The organism is Streptomyces decoyicus, assembly GCF_019880305.1.
GTDB lineage: Bacteria > Actinomycetota > Actinomycetes > Streptomycetales > Streptomycetaceae > Streptomyces > Streptomyces decoyicus.
This window is the reverse complement of sequence record NZ_CP082301.1, coordinates 6134040-6150515: the sequence shown is the minus strand read 5'-3', so window position 1 is coordinate 6150515 and position 16476 is coordinate 6134040. Positions and strand designations below refer to the sequence as shown.

11 protein-coding genes are annotated in these 16476 nt (G+C 69.7%); 2 read left to right on the top strand and 9 right to left on the bottom strand.

The features are described from left to right. Positions 1 to 36 precede the first annotated feature (36 nt). Positions 37 to 849 (top strand): Fpg/Nei family DNA glycosylase, encoded by an 813-nt coding sequence (locus tag K7C20_RS27140; RefSeq protein WP_030081539.1) that lies wholly within the window; start codon positions 37 to 39, stop codon positions 847 to 849. Between the two features lie 46 nt (positions 850 to 895). Next, positions 896 to 1672: an SDR family NAD(P)-dependent oxidoreductase gene (locus K7C20_RS27135; RefSeq protein WP_030081541.1), complete on the top strand. Its 777-nt coding sequence runs from the start codon at positions 896 to 898 to the stop codon at positions 1670 to 1672. 491 nt (positions 1673 to 2163) lie between these two features. Here the strand turns inward: K7C20_RS27135 and K7C20_RS27130 are convergent, their stop codons facing one another. The 9 genes from K7C20_RS27130 to K7C20_RS27090 all read right to left on the bottom strand — a co-directional run bounded on the left by K7C20_RS27130 (position 2164) and on the right by K7C20_RS27090 (position 16414). After that, complete coding sequence (locus K7C20_RS27130; RefSeq protein WP_030081543.1) at positions 2164 to 2634, bottom strand: Dps family protein; 471 nt, start codon at positions 2632 to 2634, stop codon at positions 2164 to 2166. 195 nt (positions 2635 to 2829) lie between these two features. Further along, positions 2830 to 3213 (bottom strand): helix-turn-helix domain-containing protein, encoded by a 384-nt coding sequence (locus K7C20_RS27125; RefSeq protein ID WP_018092941.1) that lies wholly within the window; start codon positions 3211 to 3213, stop codon positions 2830 to 2832. Positions 3214 to 3307: 94 nt separating this feature from the next. Next, positions 3308 to 3844, bottom strand: coding sequence for a CinA family protein (locus K7C20_RS27120; RefSeq protein WP_030081547.1), 537 nt, complete (start codon positions 3842 to 3844; stop codon positions 3308 to 3310). Continuing rightward, a complete protein-coding gene (gene pgsA, locus K7C20_RS27115; RefSeq protein ID WP_030081549.1) occupies positions 3841 to 4491 on the bottom strand; it encodes a CDP-diacylglycerol--glycerol-3-phosphate 3-phosphatidyltransferase in 651 nt (216 codons plus the stop codon). Before pgsA ends, K7C20_RS27120 begins: the two co-directional genes overlap by 4 nt. Beyond that, the gene (gene rimO / locus K7C20_RS27110) at positions 4488 to 5972 is read right to left on the bottom strand and encodes a 30S ribosomal protein S12 methylthiotransferase RimO (RefSeq protein ID WP_053209853.1); all 1485 of its coding nucleotides are present in this window, start codon (positions 5970 to 5972) and stop codon (positions 4488 to 4490) included. Before rimO ends, pgsA begins: the two co-directional genes overlap by 4 nt. 103 nt (positions 5973 to 6075) lie before the next feature. Beyond that, the gene (locus tag K7C20_RS27105; protein WP_030081554.1) at positions 6076 to 6882 is read right to left on the bottom strand and encodes a helix-turn-helix domain-containing protein; all 807 of its coding nucleotides are present in this window, start codon (positions 6880 to 6882) and stop codon (positions 6076 to 6078) included. A gap of 224 nt (positions 6883 to 7106) precedes the next feature. Further along, on the bottom strand, positions 7107 to 9893 hold the full coding sequence (locus K7C20_RS27100; protein WP_209443988.1) for a DNA translocase FtsK: 2787 nt from the start codon (positions 9891 to 9893) through the stop codon (positions 7107 to 7109). Positions 9894 to 9985: 92 nt separating this feature from the next. Then, positions 9986 to 10645 (bottom strand): response regulator, encoded by a 660-nt coding sequence (locus K7C20_RS27095; protein ID WP_030081560.1) that lies wholly within the window; start codon positions 10643 to 10645, stop codon positions 9986 to 9988. Between the two features lie 255 nt (positions 10646 to 10900). Next, positions 10901 to 16414, bottom strand: a complete 5514-nt coding sequence (locus K7C20_RS27090; protein ID WP_078953433.1) for a HAMP domain-containing protein — start codon at positions 16412 to 16414, stop codon at positions 10901 to 10903. Positions 16415 to 16476: the final 62 nt, after the last annotated feature.

The following is a 16476-nucleotide window of genomic DNA, read 5'->3' as shown; positions in this document are numbered from 1 at the left end:
GTCCACCCGCGCGCACCCACCCGGCATGATGGTGGCATGCCCGAAGGTGACACCGTCTGGCGCTTGGCCCAGCGGCTCCGCGAAGCGCTCACCGGCAGCCCGCTGACCCGCTGCGACCTGCGGGTCCCCCGGCTCGCAACGGTGGATCTGACCGGCCGCGGAGTGCTGGACGTGGTCCCCCGCGGCAAACATCTCCTCACCCGCTTCGAGGGCGGCCTCACCCTGCACTCCCATCTGCGGATGGACGGGGCATGGAAGATCTACGCCCCGGCCGAGCGCTGGCGCGGCGGCCCCGCCCACCAGATCCGGGCGATCCTCGGCACCGCCGAGCACACCGCGGTCGGCTACCGCCTTCCCGTTCTCGATCTGCTGCGCACCGCCGAGGAGGCCCGGGTCGTCGGTCACCTGGGCCCCGATCTCCTCGGCCCCGACTGGGACCCGGCCGAAGCCCTGCGCCGGCTGCTCTCCGCCCCGGAACGCCCCCTCGGCGAAGCCCTGCTCGACCAGCGCAATCTCGCCGGTATCGGCAATGTCTACAAGTGCGAGCTGTGCTTTCTGCTGCGCGCCTCCCCCTGGCTCCCCGTAGGACAGCTGCCCCACCCGGAGCGCATGCCGGCGCTCGCCAGGAAGCTCCTCGAAGCCAACAAGCACCGCCCCGCCCGCACCACCACTCCCAGCTCCCGCCCCGACCGCCGGCTGTGGGTCTACGGCCGGGCCGGCCACCCCTGTCTGCGCTGCGGCACCGGGATCCGCACCGCCGACCAGGACCCCGCCACCGAGGAGCGCGTCACCTACTGGTGCCCCGCCTGCCAGCCCGACGGGCCGTCCGGCCCGCGGACTGACCCGTGACGCAAGCCAATTGACGCTCCGTCAGGTTCCGCCCTACCCTCACCCCATGCCCTTCACGGCGTACGACCTCACGGGCCGCACCGCGATCGTCACCGGCGCCGCCGCAGGCATCGGCCGCGCCACCGCCGTCCTCCTCGCCGAGGCCGGAGCCACCGTCCACTGCGCGGACCTCGACGGCCAGGGCGTCGAGGCGACCGCGACGGCGATCACCGCCTCGGGCGGCTCCGCGCACGCCCACCACCTCGATGTCACCCGGCGCGGCGAGATCGCCGCTGTCGTCGACGCCGCCCGCAGCGCCACCGGCCGCCTCGATGTGATGGCGAACATCGCCGGGATCATGCACTCCTCCGCCGTCCTGGAGACCGAGGACGCGGACCTGGACCGGGTCTGGAACACCAACTTCAAGGGCGTGCTGTACGGCTGCCAGGAGGCCGCCCGCGCCATGATCGCCACCGGCACCCGGGGCTCCGTGGTGAACATGGCTTCCGGCGCGATCGACACCGGCGCACCCGGCCTGCTCTGCTACGGCGCCGCCAAGGCCGCCGTCGTCCAGCTCACCAAGACCCTGGCCACGGAAGTCGGCGGGCACGGCATCCGCGTCAATGCCGTCGCCCCGGGCTGGGTCCGTACGGCGATGACCGAGCGGCACACCGCGGAGGCGCAGCAGCAGGCGGAGCGGCCGATGATCCGGATGTCACCTCTGGGAAGGGTGGGCGAGCCGGAGGACATCGCCCACACCGTGCTGCACCTGGCGTCGGACGCCTCGTCCTTCATGACCGGCCAGATCCTCCGCCCCAACGGCGGCGTCGCCATGCCTTGGTGAGCACCGCCCCGCACGCCCCGCGAACCCCGTGAAACCCCCTGACCGCCCGGACCACGGCACGGCGGCAGCCGCCTCTCCGGCCCGTCCGCGGAACACAGTGCACCGGCAGCAGACTGAGGCCCCAGCCGCCCAGCGCCACGACCCCCTCGACCACCCCCGCCGACTGCGGCCACACCACCAGCCGGACCGCGGCCCACCACCACAGCCCCCCGACGACGACCCCGGATATCCAGCGCCCCGGCACGGCCCGCGGACGCCGGCCGGCCGGTCCGCGGACCGCGAAGTCACGCCACCCCATGGCTGCCTCCTCCGGCCGACGCTAGACGGGTCCCGCCGCCCGGCGGGAGGGCGCACCGGGGCATTTCCGGCGCACCGACTCCCCCGCAAGCCCCGGAGCGAACCTCGCCCCCGCAAGCCCCCCAACGGGGACCGACGCCGCAGGCCCCGGAAGGCATGCCCGGGACCCGGGCCTCAGCGGTCGCCGCGGCCCGTCAGTGGGCCTCGGCCTGGAACATCCAGTGGTGCTTCTCCAGGTCGGCGGTCAGACCGATGAAGATGTCCTGGCTGACCGGGTCCGGGTCCTCGGTGGCGACGATCCGCTCGCGCATCCGGCCGATGACCGCGCTCAGCGCCTCCACCATCGCCTGCACCACATCGACATCCTTGATCCAGCCGTCCGTGATCTCGCTGATGCCACTGGTCTTGGCGACGGTGCCGGCCCGCCCGTCGGGAGACACCCCGATCGCGGACGCCCGCTCGGCCACCGTGTCGGCATGCTGCCGCGCGCTGGCGACCACGTCGTCGAGCTGAAGGTGTACGGAGCGGAACCGCGGGCCGACGACATTCCAGTGCACCTGCTTCGCGACGAGGGAGAGGTCCACCAGATCGACGAGCGCGCCCTGCAGGGCGGTACCCACGACCCCGCGATCCTCGTCGGACAGTGTGCTCTTGACGACAGACATCCAGACACTCCCGTTTTCAGGCGATTTATCCGATTTAGCCATCGTACAAATGAATCGCCCGTTCCGAGCGGCCCGGAGGGTCCGGCCGAGCGCCCATCCGGGCACCGCCCGCCGCACACACCCGCCCGCCCCGGGCAGCACGGAGCCCCGGCGGGCTGCTGCCCGCCGGGGCTCCGGTGCGTACGAACAGGGGTGTCAGGCCGCGACGACATCCACGACGTCGGCCGGGGACTTGATGGTCACGCGGTCCTCCGGCACACCGGCCAGGGACGTGACGGACACCGAATTGAGCTTCGGCCGCACCGGTGCGGGCACCGGATCGCTCGCGGCCGCGGACGCTGCCAGCTCCGCGAGTGCCAGCTCATCGCTGACCTCCCGCATGAGCTCGGACATGCGCACATCCAGCGCGTCACAGATCGACGAGAGCAGTTCGGAGGAGGCCTCCTTCTGCCCCCTCTCGACCTCGGACAAATAGCCGAGCGATACCCGGGCGGAGGAAGAGACCTCGCGCAGGGTTCGGCCCTGGCGCTGACGCTGTCGGCGCAGCACGTCACCCAGCAGGCGACGAAGCAGAATCATCGCTGGCTCCCTCCTCGGACCTCGGATCCGGATCCTTCTCGCCCCACCGTACCGCCTCGGGCTGTAGGCGTGCGGGGTGCAAGTACGTGTTCACTCAGGGCTGCAAACATCCATTCCCCCCGTGTTGTTCCGTATCCTGTGCCCGCGTATTTTCTGTCAGTTCGCTCAACAACATTGCGAGCACGGCGTGAATGGTGTCCTTGCGGATACGGTCGCGGTCTCCCTCCAGCGCCAGCCGCCGCACCGCCCCGGCGCCGTCCGGTCCCTGGACCGCCACGAAAACGGTGCCCACCGGATACCCGTCCTGAGGATCGGGGCCGGCCACACCCGTGGTGGCGAGGCCCCAGTCGGCCCCCAGCACCCGCCGCACACCGCTCGCCATCTGCCGCGCGACCTCGCCGTCCACAGCCCCGCACGCGGCCAGCAGAGCGCCGTCCACGCCCAGCACGTCCCGCTTGAGGTCGGTGGCGTACGCCGTGACGGAGCCGCGGACGACCCGTGAGGCCCCGGGGACGGCGGTCAGCGCGCCCGCCACCAGTCCGCCGGTCAGTGATTCGGCCACCGCCAGGCTCTGCCCACGCCCGGCGAGCAGCTCCAGCGCCCCGGCCGCGGCAGAACCCGGCCCGCTCACCGGGCTGCGTCCCCCTCGGCCCGCTCGGCCCGCTCCCGGGCCAGCCCGGCCCGGCGCAGCACCACGGCCTGCCGGATGTAGTCGAGCCCGGTGACCACGGTCAGCGCCACCGCCACCGCCATCACCCACCAGCGGAAGGTCGCCAGCGGGCCGCTCAGCACCAGGACGTACATGCCGACCGCGGTGCCCTGTGCCAATGTCTTGATTTTGCCGCCACGACTGGCCGGAATGACTCCGTGCTTGATCACCCAGAACCGCATCAGCGTGATGCCGAGCTCCCGGAAGAGGATCACGCCGGTCACCCACCAGGACAGATCACCCAGCACCGACAGGCAGATCAGTGCGGCGCCCATGATCGCCTTGTCCGCGATCGGGTCCGCGATCTTGCCGAAGTCGGTGACCAGGTTGTACGCGCGGGCCAGATGCCCGTCGAAGACGTCGGTGATCATGGCGACGGCGAAGGCGGCCCAGGCGAAGACGCGCCAGACGGGGTCGGTGCCGTCGTCGTGCATCAGCAGCACCACGAAGGCCGGGACCAGCACCAGCCGCAGCATCGTCAGGAGATTGGCGATGTTCCACAGCCCGGCCTGCCGGACGGCCGGCGCCGTGCGCGGGCCACCAGCTGCGGAAGCCGGGACTCCGCTCATCTGGCCGCCTCCTCGGTACACCCTGTGCCCTCCACCGACAGCACCTCCGCCACGAGGTCCACACCCTCGCTCGCCACTACCTTTGCTTCGACCATACGACCGGGCTCCAGCTCCTGGTCGGTCGACAGCAGCGTGACGCCGTCGGTCTCCGGTGCCTGGTGCGCGGCCCGCCCGACGATGCCGTCCTCGTCGTCGGTCCGGTCGACCAGCACCCGCACCGTCTCGCCGACCCGCTCCTCGGCGCGCTGCGCGGTCAGCTCCTCGGCCAGCCGCGAGACCCGCGCCAGCCGCTCGGCGACCACGTCCGGATCGACCTTGTCCCCGTAGGAGGCGGCCTCGGTGCCGTCCTCGTCGGAGTAGCCGAAGACGCCGATGGCATCGAGCCGGGCCTCGGTGATGAAGCGCTCCAGCTCCGCGAGGTCGCTCTCGCTCTCCCCGGGGAAGCCGACGATGAAGTTGGAGCGGGCACCGGCCTGCGGCGCCTTCGTACGGATCGTCTCCAGCAGCTCCAGGAAGCTGTCCGTGCCGCCGAAGCGCCGCATCGCCCGCAGCACACCGGGCGCGGAGTGCTGGAAGGACAGGTCGAAGTAGGGCGCGACCTTGTCGGTGCCGGTCAGCACATCGATCAGGCCGGGGCGCATCTCGGCCGGCTGGAGGTAGCTGACCCGGATCCGCTCGATGCCGTCGACGGCCGCCAGCTCCGGCAGCAGCGTCTCCAGCAGCCGGATGTCACCGAGGTCCTTCCCGTAGGAGGTGTTGTTCTCGGAGACCAGCATGATCTCCTTGACGCCCTCCCCGGCCAGCCAGCGCGTCTCCCCGAGCACATCGGAGGGCCGGCGCGAGATGAAGGAGCCGCGGAAGGAAGGGATGGCGCAGAACGAGCAGCGCCGGTCGCAGCCGGAGGCCAGCTTCACCGAGGCAACGGGATTGCTGCCCAGCCGGCGGCGCAGCGGCGCACGCGGCCCGGAGGCGGGCGCGATGCCCTCCGGAAGATCCTCGGGCGGAGTGTCCTGGGCGTGGCCGGGCAGCGCGACCTCGGCACTGCCCTGGCGCTCGGCCGGGCTGATCGGCAGCAGCTTGCGGCGGTCGCGCGGGGTGTGCGCGGCGTGGATGCCGCCGTTCAGGATGGTCTGCAGGCGATCGGAGATGCTGCTGTAGTCGTCGAAGCCGAGCACACCGTCGGCCTCGGGCAGCGCCTCGGCGAGCTCCTTGCCGTAGCGCTCGGCCATGCAGCCGACGGCCACCACGGCCTGGGTTCTGCCATGATCCTTCAGATCGTTGGCTTCCAGCAGGGCGTCGACGGAGTCCTTCTTTGCGGCCTCGACGAAGCCACAGGTGTTGACGACGGCGACATCGGCATCGGCGGCTTCCTCGACGAGGTCCCAGCCGTCCGCTGCCAGGCGGCCTGCGAGCTCCTCCGAGTCCACCTCGTTACGGGCGCAGCCAAGAGTGACAAGGGCGACGGTACGGCGTTCGGGCATAGGCCTCAGCCTACTTTGTCCCGGCCGCCCCCTTGGCGAGCAGGTCTCCGCCGCCGGTCCCGGGGACCCGGGCCGGGCGGCGGACGCCCCCGGAGAGGGGCTCTCAGCCCGCCTGCGGGTCCCCTCGCGTGTAGCTGAGACGCTCCACGGTGCCCTTGTTACCGACCCGCTTGACCTCCTTGCCGTTGACGTACAGCTGTACGGCTCCGGCGTTACCGAGGACCAGGTCGATCCGTTCCTTGTCGGTGATGGTCTTGGACTCGCCCTTCTTGAGCAGGCCGTCCTCCAGGAGCTTGCCGTTGGCGTCCTTGGCGGAGATCCAGCTCTGGCCGTCGCGGGCGGTCACCTTGATCGTGACCTTGTCCTTCGGCAGCCCGGCAACGGCACTGTCGGAGGGCTCCGGCTTGAGGGGCGGCTTGATGGTCGAGGGGTGGCGGGTGGGCGCCGGCGCCGGCTTCGCATTGGCGTCACCGGCCGCGACCGGGCCGCCGCCGCTCTTGCCGCCGCCCGTGAAAAGCGTGAAGCCCACGAAACCGACCACCGCGACGATCGCCGCGACCATGGCCGCGGTCCAATTGGGGCGGCGCGGCTCGGAGCGGATCCGCTCGGCTTCGAAGAGCGGGGCGGCGGGGGTCGGCGCGGGCCGTCCGCCGTGTTCGGCGTCGAACTGGTCGATCAGCGGTCGGGGATCGAGGGACACGGCGCGGGCGAGCGCCCGGATGTGCCCCCGGGCGTAGACGTCGCCGCCACAGCGGGAGAAGTCGTCCTGCTCGATCGCGTGCACGATGGGGATGCGCACCCGTGTCGTCGTACTGACCTCTTCGACGGTCAGTCCCGCTCCGATACGGGCCTTCTGGAGGGCAGCACCGACGGAAGGCCGGTCTGCTTCGGGGGAGTTGCCGATGGACACGGAGGCGCCTTTCGAGCGTGTAGCCACCTGCTGGAAGTTCAGTCTAGGGGTGGAGCGAAAGGGTGGGGCAAGCGGGAGAGCAGAGTTTGTACGCCATCGGAACGCCGTCGGCGGTGCCCTGGGGCTCGATGGTGAAGCATCGTTCCCTCATCTCCCTCAACTTGACGTATCGGCAGGAGAAACGGTTGCTTTCTTCTCTCGTCTGCGTGACCCGGATATCTGTGCTACTCGGTAGCCTCCCCCCGGATCACCGCCAGCACTCCATCGAGCTCATCAGGCTTCACAAGAACGTCACGTGCCTTGGAACCCTCACTCGGTCCCACGATGTTGCGCGACTCCATCAGGTCCATCAGCCGGCCGGCCTTGGCGAAGCCCACCCGCAGCTTGCGCTGAAGCATCGAAGTCGACCCGAACTGGGTGGAAACGACCAGCTCAGCGGCCTGGCACAGCAGATCGAGGTCATCGCCGATGTCCTCGTCGATCTCCTTCTTCTTGGCCGTGCCCACGGTGACGTCGTCCCGGAATACGGGCGCCATCTGATCCTTGCAGTGCTGGACGACGGCCGCGACCTCTGCCTCGGTCACGAACGCGCCCTGCATACGGACCGGCTTGTTGGCCCCCATCGGCAGGAACAGCCCGTCGCCCTTGCCGATCAGCTTCTCGGCGCCCGGCTGGTCGAGGATGACCCGGCTGTCGGCGAGCGAGGAGGTGGCGAACGCGAGCCGGGAGGGCACATTGGCCTTGATCAGGCCGGTGACCACATCGACCGACGGGCGCTGGGTGGCGAGCACCAGATGGATGCCTGCCGCGCGGGCGAGCTGGGTGATGCGGACGATCGAGTCCTCCACGTCGCGCGGGGCGACCATCATCAGGTCCGCCAGCTCGTCGACGATCACCAGCAGATACGGGTACGGCGCCAGCTCGCGCTCGCTGCCCTCGGGTGAGCTGACCTTCCCGCTGCGCACCGCCTCGTTGAAGTCGTCGATGTGCCGGAAGCCGTAGGCCGCGAGATCGTCGTAGCGCAGGTCCATCTCGCGCACCACCCACTGGAGCGCCTCGGCGGCGCGCTTGGGGTTGGTGATGATCGGCGTGATCAGGTGCGGGATGCCTTCGTACGCGGTCAGCTCGACGCGCTTGGGGTCGACCAGCACCATCCGGACGTCCTCCGGCGTGGCCCGCACCATGACCGAGGTGATCAGACAGTTGATGCAGGACGACTTGCCGGAACCGGTGGCGCCGGCCACCAGGACGTGCGGCATCTTGGTCATGTTGGCCATGACGTAGCCGCCCTCGACGTCCTTGCCGAGCGCCACCAGCATCGGATGCTCGTCGCCCGCGGCGTCGGCCAGCCGCAGCACGTCGCCGAGGTTGACCATCTCGCGGTCGGTGTTGGGGATCTCGATGCCGACCGCGGACTTGCCGGGGATCGGGCTGATGATCCGGACGTCGGGACTGGCCACCGCATAGGCGATGTTCTTGGCCAGCGCGGTGATCTTCTCGACCTTGACCGCCGGGCCGAGCTCGACCTCGTAGCGGGTGACCGTCGGGCCACGGGTGAAGCCGGTGACCGCGGCGTCGACCTTGAACTCCTGGAAGACCGTGGTCAGCGCGGTCACTATGGCGTCGTTCGCGGCGCTGCGGGTCTTGCCGGGGCCGCCGCGCGCGAGCAGGTCCAGCGAGGGCAGCGAGTAGGTGATGTCGCCGGACAGCTGGAGCTGCTCGGCGCGCGCCGGCAGTTCGCCGGTCGGCTCGGGCGGCGCCTTGGTGAAGTCCGGTACGGCCGGGGTGTCCTCGACCGCGGACGGCTTCGGCTTCGCAGCGCGGGCCGGCGGCACCGTGCCGCTCTCCCCCGTGGTCTCCGCGCCGTCGTGGTCCCGGCGCTCCCCGGAGATGCTGCTGCTGAGTCCGGCGACGAGCGGGGACGGCTGGACGCCGTGCAGCACCGCACCGTCCAGCGCCGCGGCGGCCGCGGCCGCGACGTCCACCGCATCCATCGGCCGGTCCGTGGCGGGCTGTACGGAGGCCCGGCGCGGGCGGCGCCGCTTGGCCAGGGCCGCTTCCTCTATCGCGTCCGGGTCGCTCGCGGCCGGCGCGGCAGCGGAGCGGCGCGGCTTGCGGGCGGGCTGCTCGCGCCACTCCTCCGCATAGTCCTCGACCTCGTCGACGTACTCCTCGGGCTCATCGGGCTGCACCACGCCCAGCCGGACGCCGAGCGCCCGCAGCCGCTGCGGGATGGCGTTCACCGGCGTCGCGGTGACCACCAGCAGCCCGAAGAGGGTCAGCAGCGCCAGCAGCGCCACGGCCAGGGTCTGCCCGACGGTGAAGATCAGCGGCTTGGAAGCGACCCATCCGAGATAGCCGCCGGCGTCCTGTATGGCGGCCAGGCCGTCGTTGCGCCCCGGCGATCCGCAGGCCATCGCAACCTGCCCCAGCACACCGATGACCAGCGCCGACAGCCCGATGACGATCCGGCCGTTGGCCTCCGGCTGCTCGGGGTGCCGGATGAGGCGTACGGCGATGCCGCCCAGCAGTATCGGTACGACCAGATCGAGCCGCCCGAACGCCCCGGTCACCAGCAGCTCGACGAGATCGCCGACCGGGCCGCTGAGGTTGGACCACGTACCCGCCGCGATCACCAGTGCCAGGCCGAGCAGCAGCAGCGCCAGCCCGTCCTTGCGGTGCGCCGGGTCGAGGTTCTTGGCGCCGCGGCCCATGCCGCGGAACACCGCCCCGATGGCGTGCGCGAGCCCCAGCCAGCAGGCGCGGACGAGGCGGTAGAGACCGCCGGTGGGTGACGGCGCCGGCTTGGGGGCGGCCTTCTTCGCGGGAGCCCTTTTGGCCGGTGCCTTCTTCGCGGCCGCGGTCTTCTTGAGCGGCGGCTTCGCGGGTGCCTTCTTCGCGGGCACCTTCTTCGCGGCGGTCTTCTTGGCGGCGCCCGCGGTCCGTCCGGCGCGCTGCTTCGAGGGGCCCGCCGCGCTCTGGGTTCCCTTGCCGGACGTACGTGAGGCCATGGCGACGAGATTACAGGCGAACGCAGGCATGACACGAGCGCACGGCGCTTCACCCGAACGTGTCGCGCGCCCGTCTCATGAGAGGGCGTCAGTCACCCCGCGGCGCTTCCCGACCCCGGCTCCAGAGCATCCAGCGCCCGGCGCAGGCCGGTGAGTTTGCGCTCCAGATGGGCCGCCGTGGCGACCGCCGCCGCATCCGCCGTCTCATCCAGCTGTTTGGACAGCGCCTCGGCCTGTTCCTCGACCGCGGCCAGTCGCGCGGACAGCTCGGCGAGCAGCCCCGCGGACTCCCTCACCTCGTCGGCGCTCTGCCGCCCGCCCTCCAGCTGAAGCCTCAGCAGGGAGGCCTGCTCCCGCAGTTGGCAGTTCTTCATGTACAGCTCGACGAAGACCGAGACCTTGGCGCGCAGCACCCAGGGGTCGAACGGCTTGGAGATGTAGTCCACCGCACCTGCCGCGTAACCGCGGAAGGTGTGGTGCGGTCCATGGTTGATGGCCGTGAGGAAGATGATCGGGATGTCGCGGGTACGTTCACGCCGCTTGATGTGCGCGGCCGTTTCGAAGCCGTCCATCCCCGGCATCTGCACATCGAGCAGAATCACCGCGAAATCGTCCGTGAGCAGTGCTTTGAGCGCTTCCTCCCCGGACGATGCCCGCACCAGTGTCTGATCGAGCGCAGAGAGGATCGCCTCCAGCGCCAGCAGATTCTCCGGCCGGTCATCGACCAGGAGGATCTTGGCCTTCTGCACCATGGCCCGTCCTCCTCGCCCCGGCATGGAACCGGACGCCGCCCCAGGGGACGACTCCGTCATGCCGCCCGTCCTTGTGCCGGTCATGGTAGCTGCACCCCGCCTGTCGCCACACCCTGTCACCGCGATGTCACTGTGCACGTAGCAGAAACGCAGACAGAGACCAGAAGGTTCCCCGAATCCTGCGCTTCCACACGTCCACGGCAACACTGAGTCAACACGCGATGATCCTCTTACGCCTCCATACTGGACGCTCCCTCACTCCGCGCGCATCCATTGCTCCATGACCGACAACAGATGATCGGTATCCACCGGCTTGGTCACGTAGTCGGAGGCTCCGGAGTCGATGCTCTTCTCCCGGTCGCCCTTCATCGCCTTCGCGGTCAGCGCGATGATGGGCAGCCCGGCGAACTGCGGCATCCGGCGGATCGCCGCCGTGGTCGCATAGCCGTCCATCTCCGGCATCATGATGTCCATCAGGACCAGCACGATGTCGTCGTGCTGCTCCAGCACCTCGATGCCCTCGCGCCCGTTCTCCGCGTACAGCACCGACAGGCCGTGCTGTTCCAGGACGCTGGTGAGCGCGAAGACATTGCGGATGTCGTCATCGACGATCAGCACCTTCTCGCCGTGGAAACCGCCCTCGAAGGCCGGGTCCACCAGATCCTGGCCGTTGCCGATCCACGGCTCCGGAGCGGGCTGCTGCGGGGCCGGCTGGGGCGGCGCCTGAGGCGTCTGCGGCGGCGCCGCGGACGGGGGCTGGCCGGGCAGGGCGAAGCGGCGCTGGGAGCCCGAAATGGCCCGGCGGCGGCGCCGGTTGAGGCTGCCCCCGGAGTCCTGCTCGTAGCCCTGCTGCTGCTCCTCGGCCTCCTGGCGCCCGACCTCCGTCTCGCGCGCCTCCGCGTCCATCGCGATCCCGCCGGCCACCAGTTGCGGGTAGCCCTGCGGCGGCAGCCCGCCCGGGTTGTGCGGCAGGTAGAGCGTGAACGTGGAGCCGCGGCTGGGCTCGCTCGCGGCGTGGATCTCGCCGCCGAGCAGCCGGGCGATCTCCCGGCTGATGGACAGGCCCAGGCCCGTACCGCCGTACTTGCGGCTGGTCGTGCCGTCCGCCTGCTTGAACGCCTCGAAGATGACCCGCATCTTGCTGGACGCGATGCCGATACCGGTGTCGGTCACCGAGAAGGCGATCATGTCCGCATCCGGGTCGCGCAGCGAACCGTGTTCCAGCAGCTGCTCGCGGATGGCCACCGGGACATCCGCACCGGCCGGCCGGATGACCAGCTCGACGGCGCCGCTGTCGGTGAACTTCACCGCGTTGGACAGCAGATTGCGCAGCACCTGAAGCAGCCGCTGCTCGTCGGTGTGCAGCGTGGCCGGCAGCTCCGGGGAGACCCGTACGGAGAAGTCGAGTCCCTTCTCCGCGGTCAGCGGCCGGAACGTCGCCTCCACATAGTCGACGAGCTGGACCAGCGCGATCCGCGTCGGACTGACGTCCATCTTTCCGGCCTCGACCTTGGACAGGTCCAGGATGTCGTTGATCAGCTGGAGCAGGTCGCTGCCGGCGCCATGGATGGTTTCGGCGAATTCGACCTGCTTCGGGGAGAGATTTCCCTCGGCATTATCGGCCAGCAACTTGGCCAGAATCAGCAGGGAGTTGAGCGGAGTACGCAGCTCGTGCGACATGTTCGCCAGGAACTCCGACTTGTAGCGCATCGAGACCGCGAGCTGCTCGGCACGCTCCTCCAGAACCTGCCGCGCCTCCTCGATCTCGGTGTTCTTCACCTCGATGTCGCGGTTCTGCGCACGCAGCTGTTCGGCCTTCTCCTCCAGCTCGGTGTTGGAGAGCTCCAGCGCCTTCTGCCGGCTCTCCAGCTCGCCCGACCGCTCCTTGAGCTGCTCGGTCAGCTCCTGCGACTGCTTGAGCAGCACCTCGGTCTTGGTGTTGACCGAGATGGTGTTGACGCTGGTCGCGATCATCTCGGCGATCTGGCTGAGGAAGTCCTTCTGGATCTGGGTGAACGGCTGGAAGGACGCCAGCTCGATCACGCCGAGCACCTTGTCCTCGAAGAGCACCGGCAGCACGATCACATTCGCCGGCGGCGCCTCGCCCAGTCCGGAGGCGATCTTGAGATAGCCGGAGGGGACGTTCTCCACCAGGATCGTGCGGCCCTCCTCCGCGGCCGTGCCGATCAGCGTCTCGCCCGGCCGGAAGGTCGTCGGCATCCCGCCCATGGCGTAGCCGTACGAGCCCATCAGCCGCAGCTCGTAGGCGCCCGCCTCACCGCCGTCCGCGCCGATCTCCTGGCTGTCGGGCTGCGCCGCGAGGAAGAACGCGCCGTGCTGGGCGGAGACCGCGGGCGAGAGCTCGCTCATGATGAGCGTGGCGACGTCCTTGAGGTCGCGCCGGCCCTGCATCAGACCGGAGATCCGGGCGAGGTTGCCCTTGAGCCAGTCCTGTTCCTCGTTGGCGAGGGTGGTCTCCCGGAGCGTGGAGATCATGGTGTTGACGTTGTCCTGGAGCTCCAGGATCTCACCGGCCGCGTCCACGTCGATCCGGACGTTGTGATCGCCGAGGGTGACCGCCGCGGCGACCGCGGCGATGGCACGCACCTGACGGGTCAGGTTGCCGGCCATCTCGTTCACCGACTCGGTCAGGTCGCGCCAGGTGCCGGCCACGCCCCGCACCTGCGCCTGACCGCCCAGCTGGCCTTCCGTACCCACTTCGCGGGCCACTCTGGTGACCTGCTCGGCGAAGGACGACAGCTGGTCGACCATGGTGTTGATGGTGGTCTTCAGCGCGAGGATCTCGCCGCGCGCATCGATGTCGATCTTCTTGGTCAGATCGCCCTTGGCGATGGCGGTGGTGACCATGGCGATGTTGCGGACCTGGCCGGTCAGGTTGTTGGCCATCGAGTTCACGGACTCGGTGAGGTCCTTCCACGTCCCGGCGACGCCGGGGACGCGGGCCTGGCCGCCCAGGATGCCGTCGGTGCCCACCTCACGGGCCACTCGCGTGACCTCGTCGGCGAACGACGACAGCGTCGTGACCATCGTGTTGACCGTGTCGGCGAGCTGCGCGACCTCGCCGCGCGCCTCGACCGTGACCTTCTTGGTCAGGTCTCCGTTGGCGACCGCCGCCGAGACCTGCGAGATGTTGCGCACCTGGATGGTCAGGTTGTTGGCCATCAGGTTCACGTTGTCGCTGAGATCCAGCCAGATACCGGTCGCACCCGGCACCCGCGCCTGGCCGCCCAACTGGCCCTCGGTACCGACCTCACGGGCCACCCGGGTCACCTGCTCGGCGAACGAGGACAGCTGGTCGACCATCGTGTTGACGGTCGTGACCAGTTCGAGGATCTCGCCCTTGGCATCGACGGTGATCTTCTTGGACAGGTCACCGCGGGCCACCGCGGTCGTGACCTCGGCGATGTTGCGCACCTGCGAGGTCAGGTTGTTCGCCATGAAGTTGACGGACTGGGTGAGGTCCTTCCACGTACCGCTGACGCCCTGCACCTCGGCCTGGCCGCCCAGGATGCCCTCGGTGCCCACCTCGCGGGCGACCCGGGTGACCTGCTCCGCGAACGAGGAGAGCTGGTCGACCATGGTGTTCAGGGTGTTCTTGAGCTCCAGGATCTCGCCCCGGGCGTCCACATCGATCTTCTGCGACAGGTCACCGCGCGCGACCGCCGTGGCGACCTGCGCGATGTTACGGACCTGGGCCGTCAGGTTGCCGGCCATGCCGTTCACCGAGTCGGTCAGATCGCGCCAGACGCCCGCGACGCCCGGCACCTGCGCCTGACCGCCCAGCCTGCCGTCCGTGCCGACCTCCCGGGCGACCCGGGTGACCTGCTCGGCGAAGGCGGAGAGCTGGTCGACCATCGTGTTGATGGTGTTCTTCAGCTCCAGGATCTCGCCGCGCGCATCCACGTCGATCTTCTGGGACAGGTCACCACGGGCGACCGCCGTCGTCACCTGCGCGATCTGCCGCACCTGGGAAGTCAGGTTCCCCGCCATGAAGTTGACGGAGTCGGTCAGTTCCTTCCAGGTGCCGCTGACGCCGTCCACCCGGGCCTGGCCGCCCAGCCGCCCCTCCGTGCCCACGTCCCTGGCCATCCGCGTGACCTGGTCGGCGAACGAGGACAGCTGGTCCACCATGGTGTTCACGGTGTTCTTGAGCTGGAGCATCTCGCCGGAGACGTCGACGGTGACCTTCTGCGACAGATCGCCGTTGGCCACCGCGGTCGTCACCTGGGCGATGTTGCGCACCTGTCCGGTCAGGTTCCGGAAGGCGGTGTTCACGGAGTCCGTGAGGTCCTTCCACGTCCCCGCCGCCCCGGGCACCGCGGCCTGGCCGCCCAGCTCGCCCTCGACGCCGATCTCCCGCGCAACGCGCGTCACTTCGGCACCGAACGAGGACAGCTGCCCCACCATCGTGTTGACGGTGTTCTTCAACTCCAGCATTTCACCGGCCACATCGACGGTGACCGTCTGCGACAGATCGCCGTTGGCGACCGCCGTCGTGACCTGCGCGATGTCCCGCACCTGCGCCGTCAGGTTGCGGAAGGCGGTGTTCACCGAGTCGGTGAGGTCCTTCCACGTACCGGCCGCGCCCGGCACCTGTGCCTGCCCGCCGAGCTGGCCCTCCGCGCCGACCTCGTTCGCCACGCGCGTCACTTCGTCCGCGAACGTGCGCAGCGTCTCGGTCATGGTGTTGATCGTGTCGGCCAGCTGCGCGACCTCGCCGCGTGCACTGACCGTGACCTTCTGCGACAGGTCGCCGTTCGCGACGGCGGTGGTGACCTGCGCGATCCCGCGCACCTGCGCGGTGAGGTTGCCGGCCATGAGGTTGACCGAATCCGTCAGGTCCTTCCACACGCCGGCCACGCCGGGGACCTGTGCCTGCCCGCCGAGCTCGCCCTCCGTGCCGACCTCGCGGGCGACGCGCGTCACCTCGGACGCGAAAGAGGAGAGCTGGTCGACCATCGTGTTGACGGTGTTCTTCAGCTCGAGCATCTCGCCGGCGACATGAACCGTCACCTTCCGGGATAGATCACCCTTGGCGACCGCCGTGGTCACGAGAGCAATGTCACGCACCTGCGCCGTCAGCCGGGACGCCATGGTGTTGACGGATTCCGTGAGGTCCTTCCACGAACCCGACATTCCGCGCACCCGCGCCTGTCCGCCGAGCTTGCCCTCCGTACCGACCTCGCTGGCCACTCTCGTGACCTCGTCGGTGAACGCGGAGAGCTGGTCCACCAGCCCGTTGACCGTACGGCCGACCTTCAGGAATTCACCCCGCAGAGGGTGCTCCGAAGAGCTGTCCGAACTGCGCGACCGCAGATCCATCCGCTGTTCGAGGTCACCCTCGGAGACCGCCGACAGCACCCGCCCCACTTCGGAGACGGGCCGTACGAGGTCGTCCACCAGGGCATTCGAGGCGTCGATGGCCGCGGCCCAGGAGCCCTCGGCGGCGCCGACCTCCAGTCGTTCCGTGAGCTTTCCCTCACGTCCGACGACCCGGCGCACCCGCGCCAGCTCGCCCGTGAGATGCAGATTGCGATCCGCAACCTCGTTGAAGACCGCCGCGATCTCCGACATGACGCCATCGCCGGAAACCGTGAGCCGCTTGCGGAAGTTCCCGTCCCGCATGGCAACCAGAGCGACCAACAGCCGATTGAGCGCAGCCGTATCCACCTCGGTCGTCCCGTTGTTCCGGGATCGTCCGCCTTTCGCGCGCGTGCTTGCGCCCCGCGCTGCTGCGCCAGACTCCACCGTGTCCCTCCCGCAAGGGTCGACCGTTCTACCCGGGCTTTCTCTTGATACTTGCCCAGTGT

Coding starts and splice junctions, on each gene's coding strand:
- K7C20_RS27095 (WP_030081560.1), bottom strand. CDS start 10,645: ATGGTGCAGAAGGCCAAGATCCTCCTGGTCGATGACCGGCCGGAGAAT.
- K7C20_RS27135 (WP_030081541.1), top strand. CDS start 896: ATGCCCTTCACGGCGTACGACCTCACGGGCCGCACCGCGATCGTCACC.
- pgsA (WP_030081549.1), bottom strand. CDS start 4,491: ATGAGCGGAGTCCCGGCTTCCGCAGCTGGTGGCCCGCGCACGGCGCCG.
- K7C20_RS27130 (WP_030081543.1), bottom strand. CDS start 2,634: ATGTCTGTCGTCAAGAGCACACTGTCCGACGAGGATCGCGGGGTCGTG.
- K7C20_RS27125 (WP_018092941.1), bottom strand. CDS start 3,213: ATGATTCTGCTTCGTCGCCTGCTGGGTGACGTGCTGCGCCGACAGCGT.
- K7C20_RS27140 (WP_030081539.1), top strand. CDS start 37: ATGCCCGAAGGTGACACCGTCTGGCGCTTGGCCCAGCGGCTCCGCGAA.
- K7C20_RS27100 (WP_209443988.1), bottom strand. CDS start 9,893: ATGGCCTCACGTACGTCCGGCAAGGGAACCCAGAGCGCGGCGGGCCCC.
- rimO (WP_053209853.1), bottom strand. CDS start 5,972: ATGCCCGAACGCCGTACCGTCGCCCTTGTCACTCTTGGCTGCGCCCGT.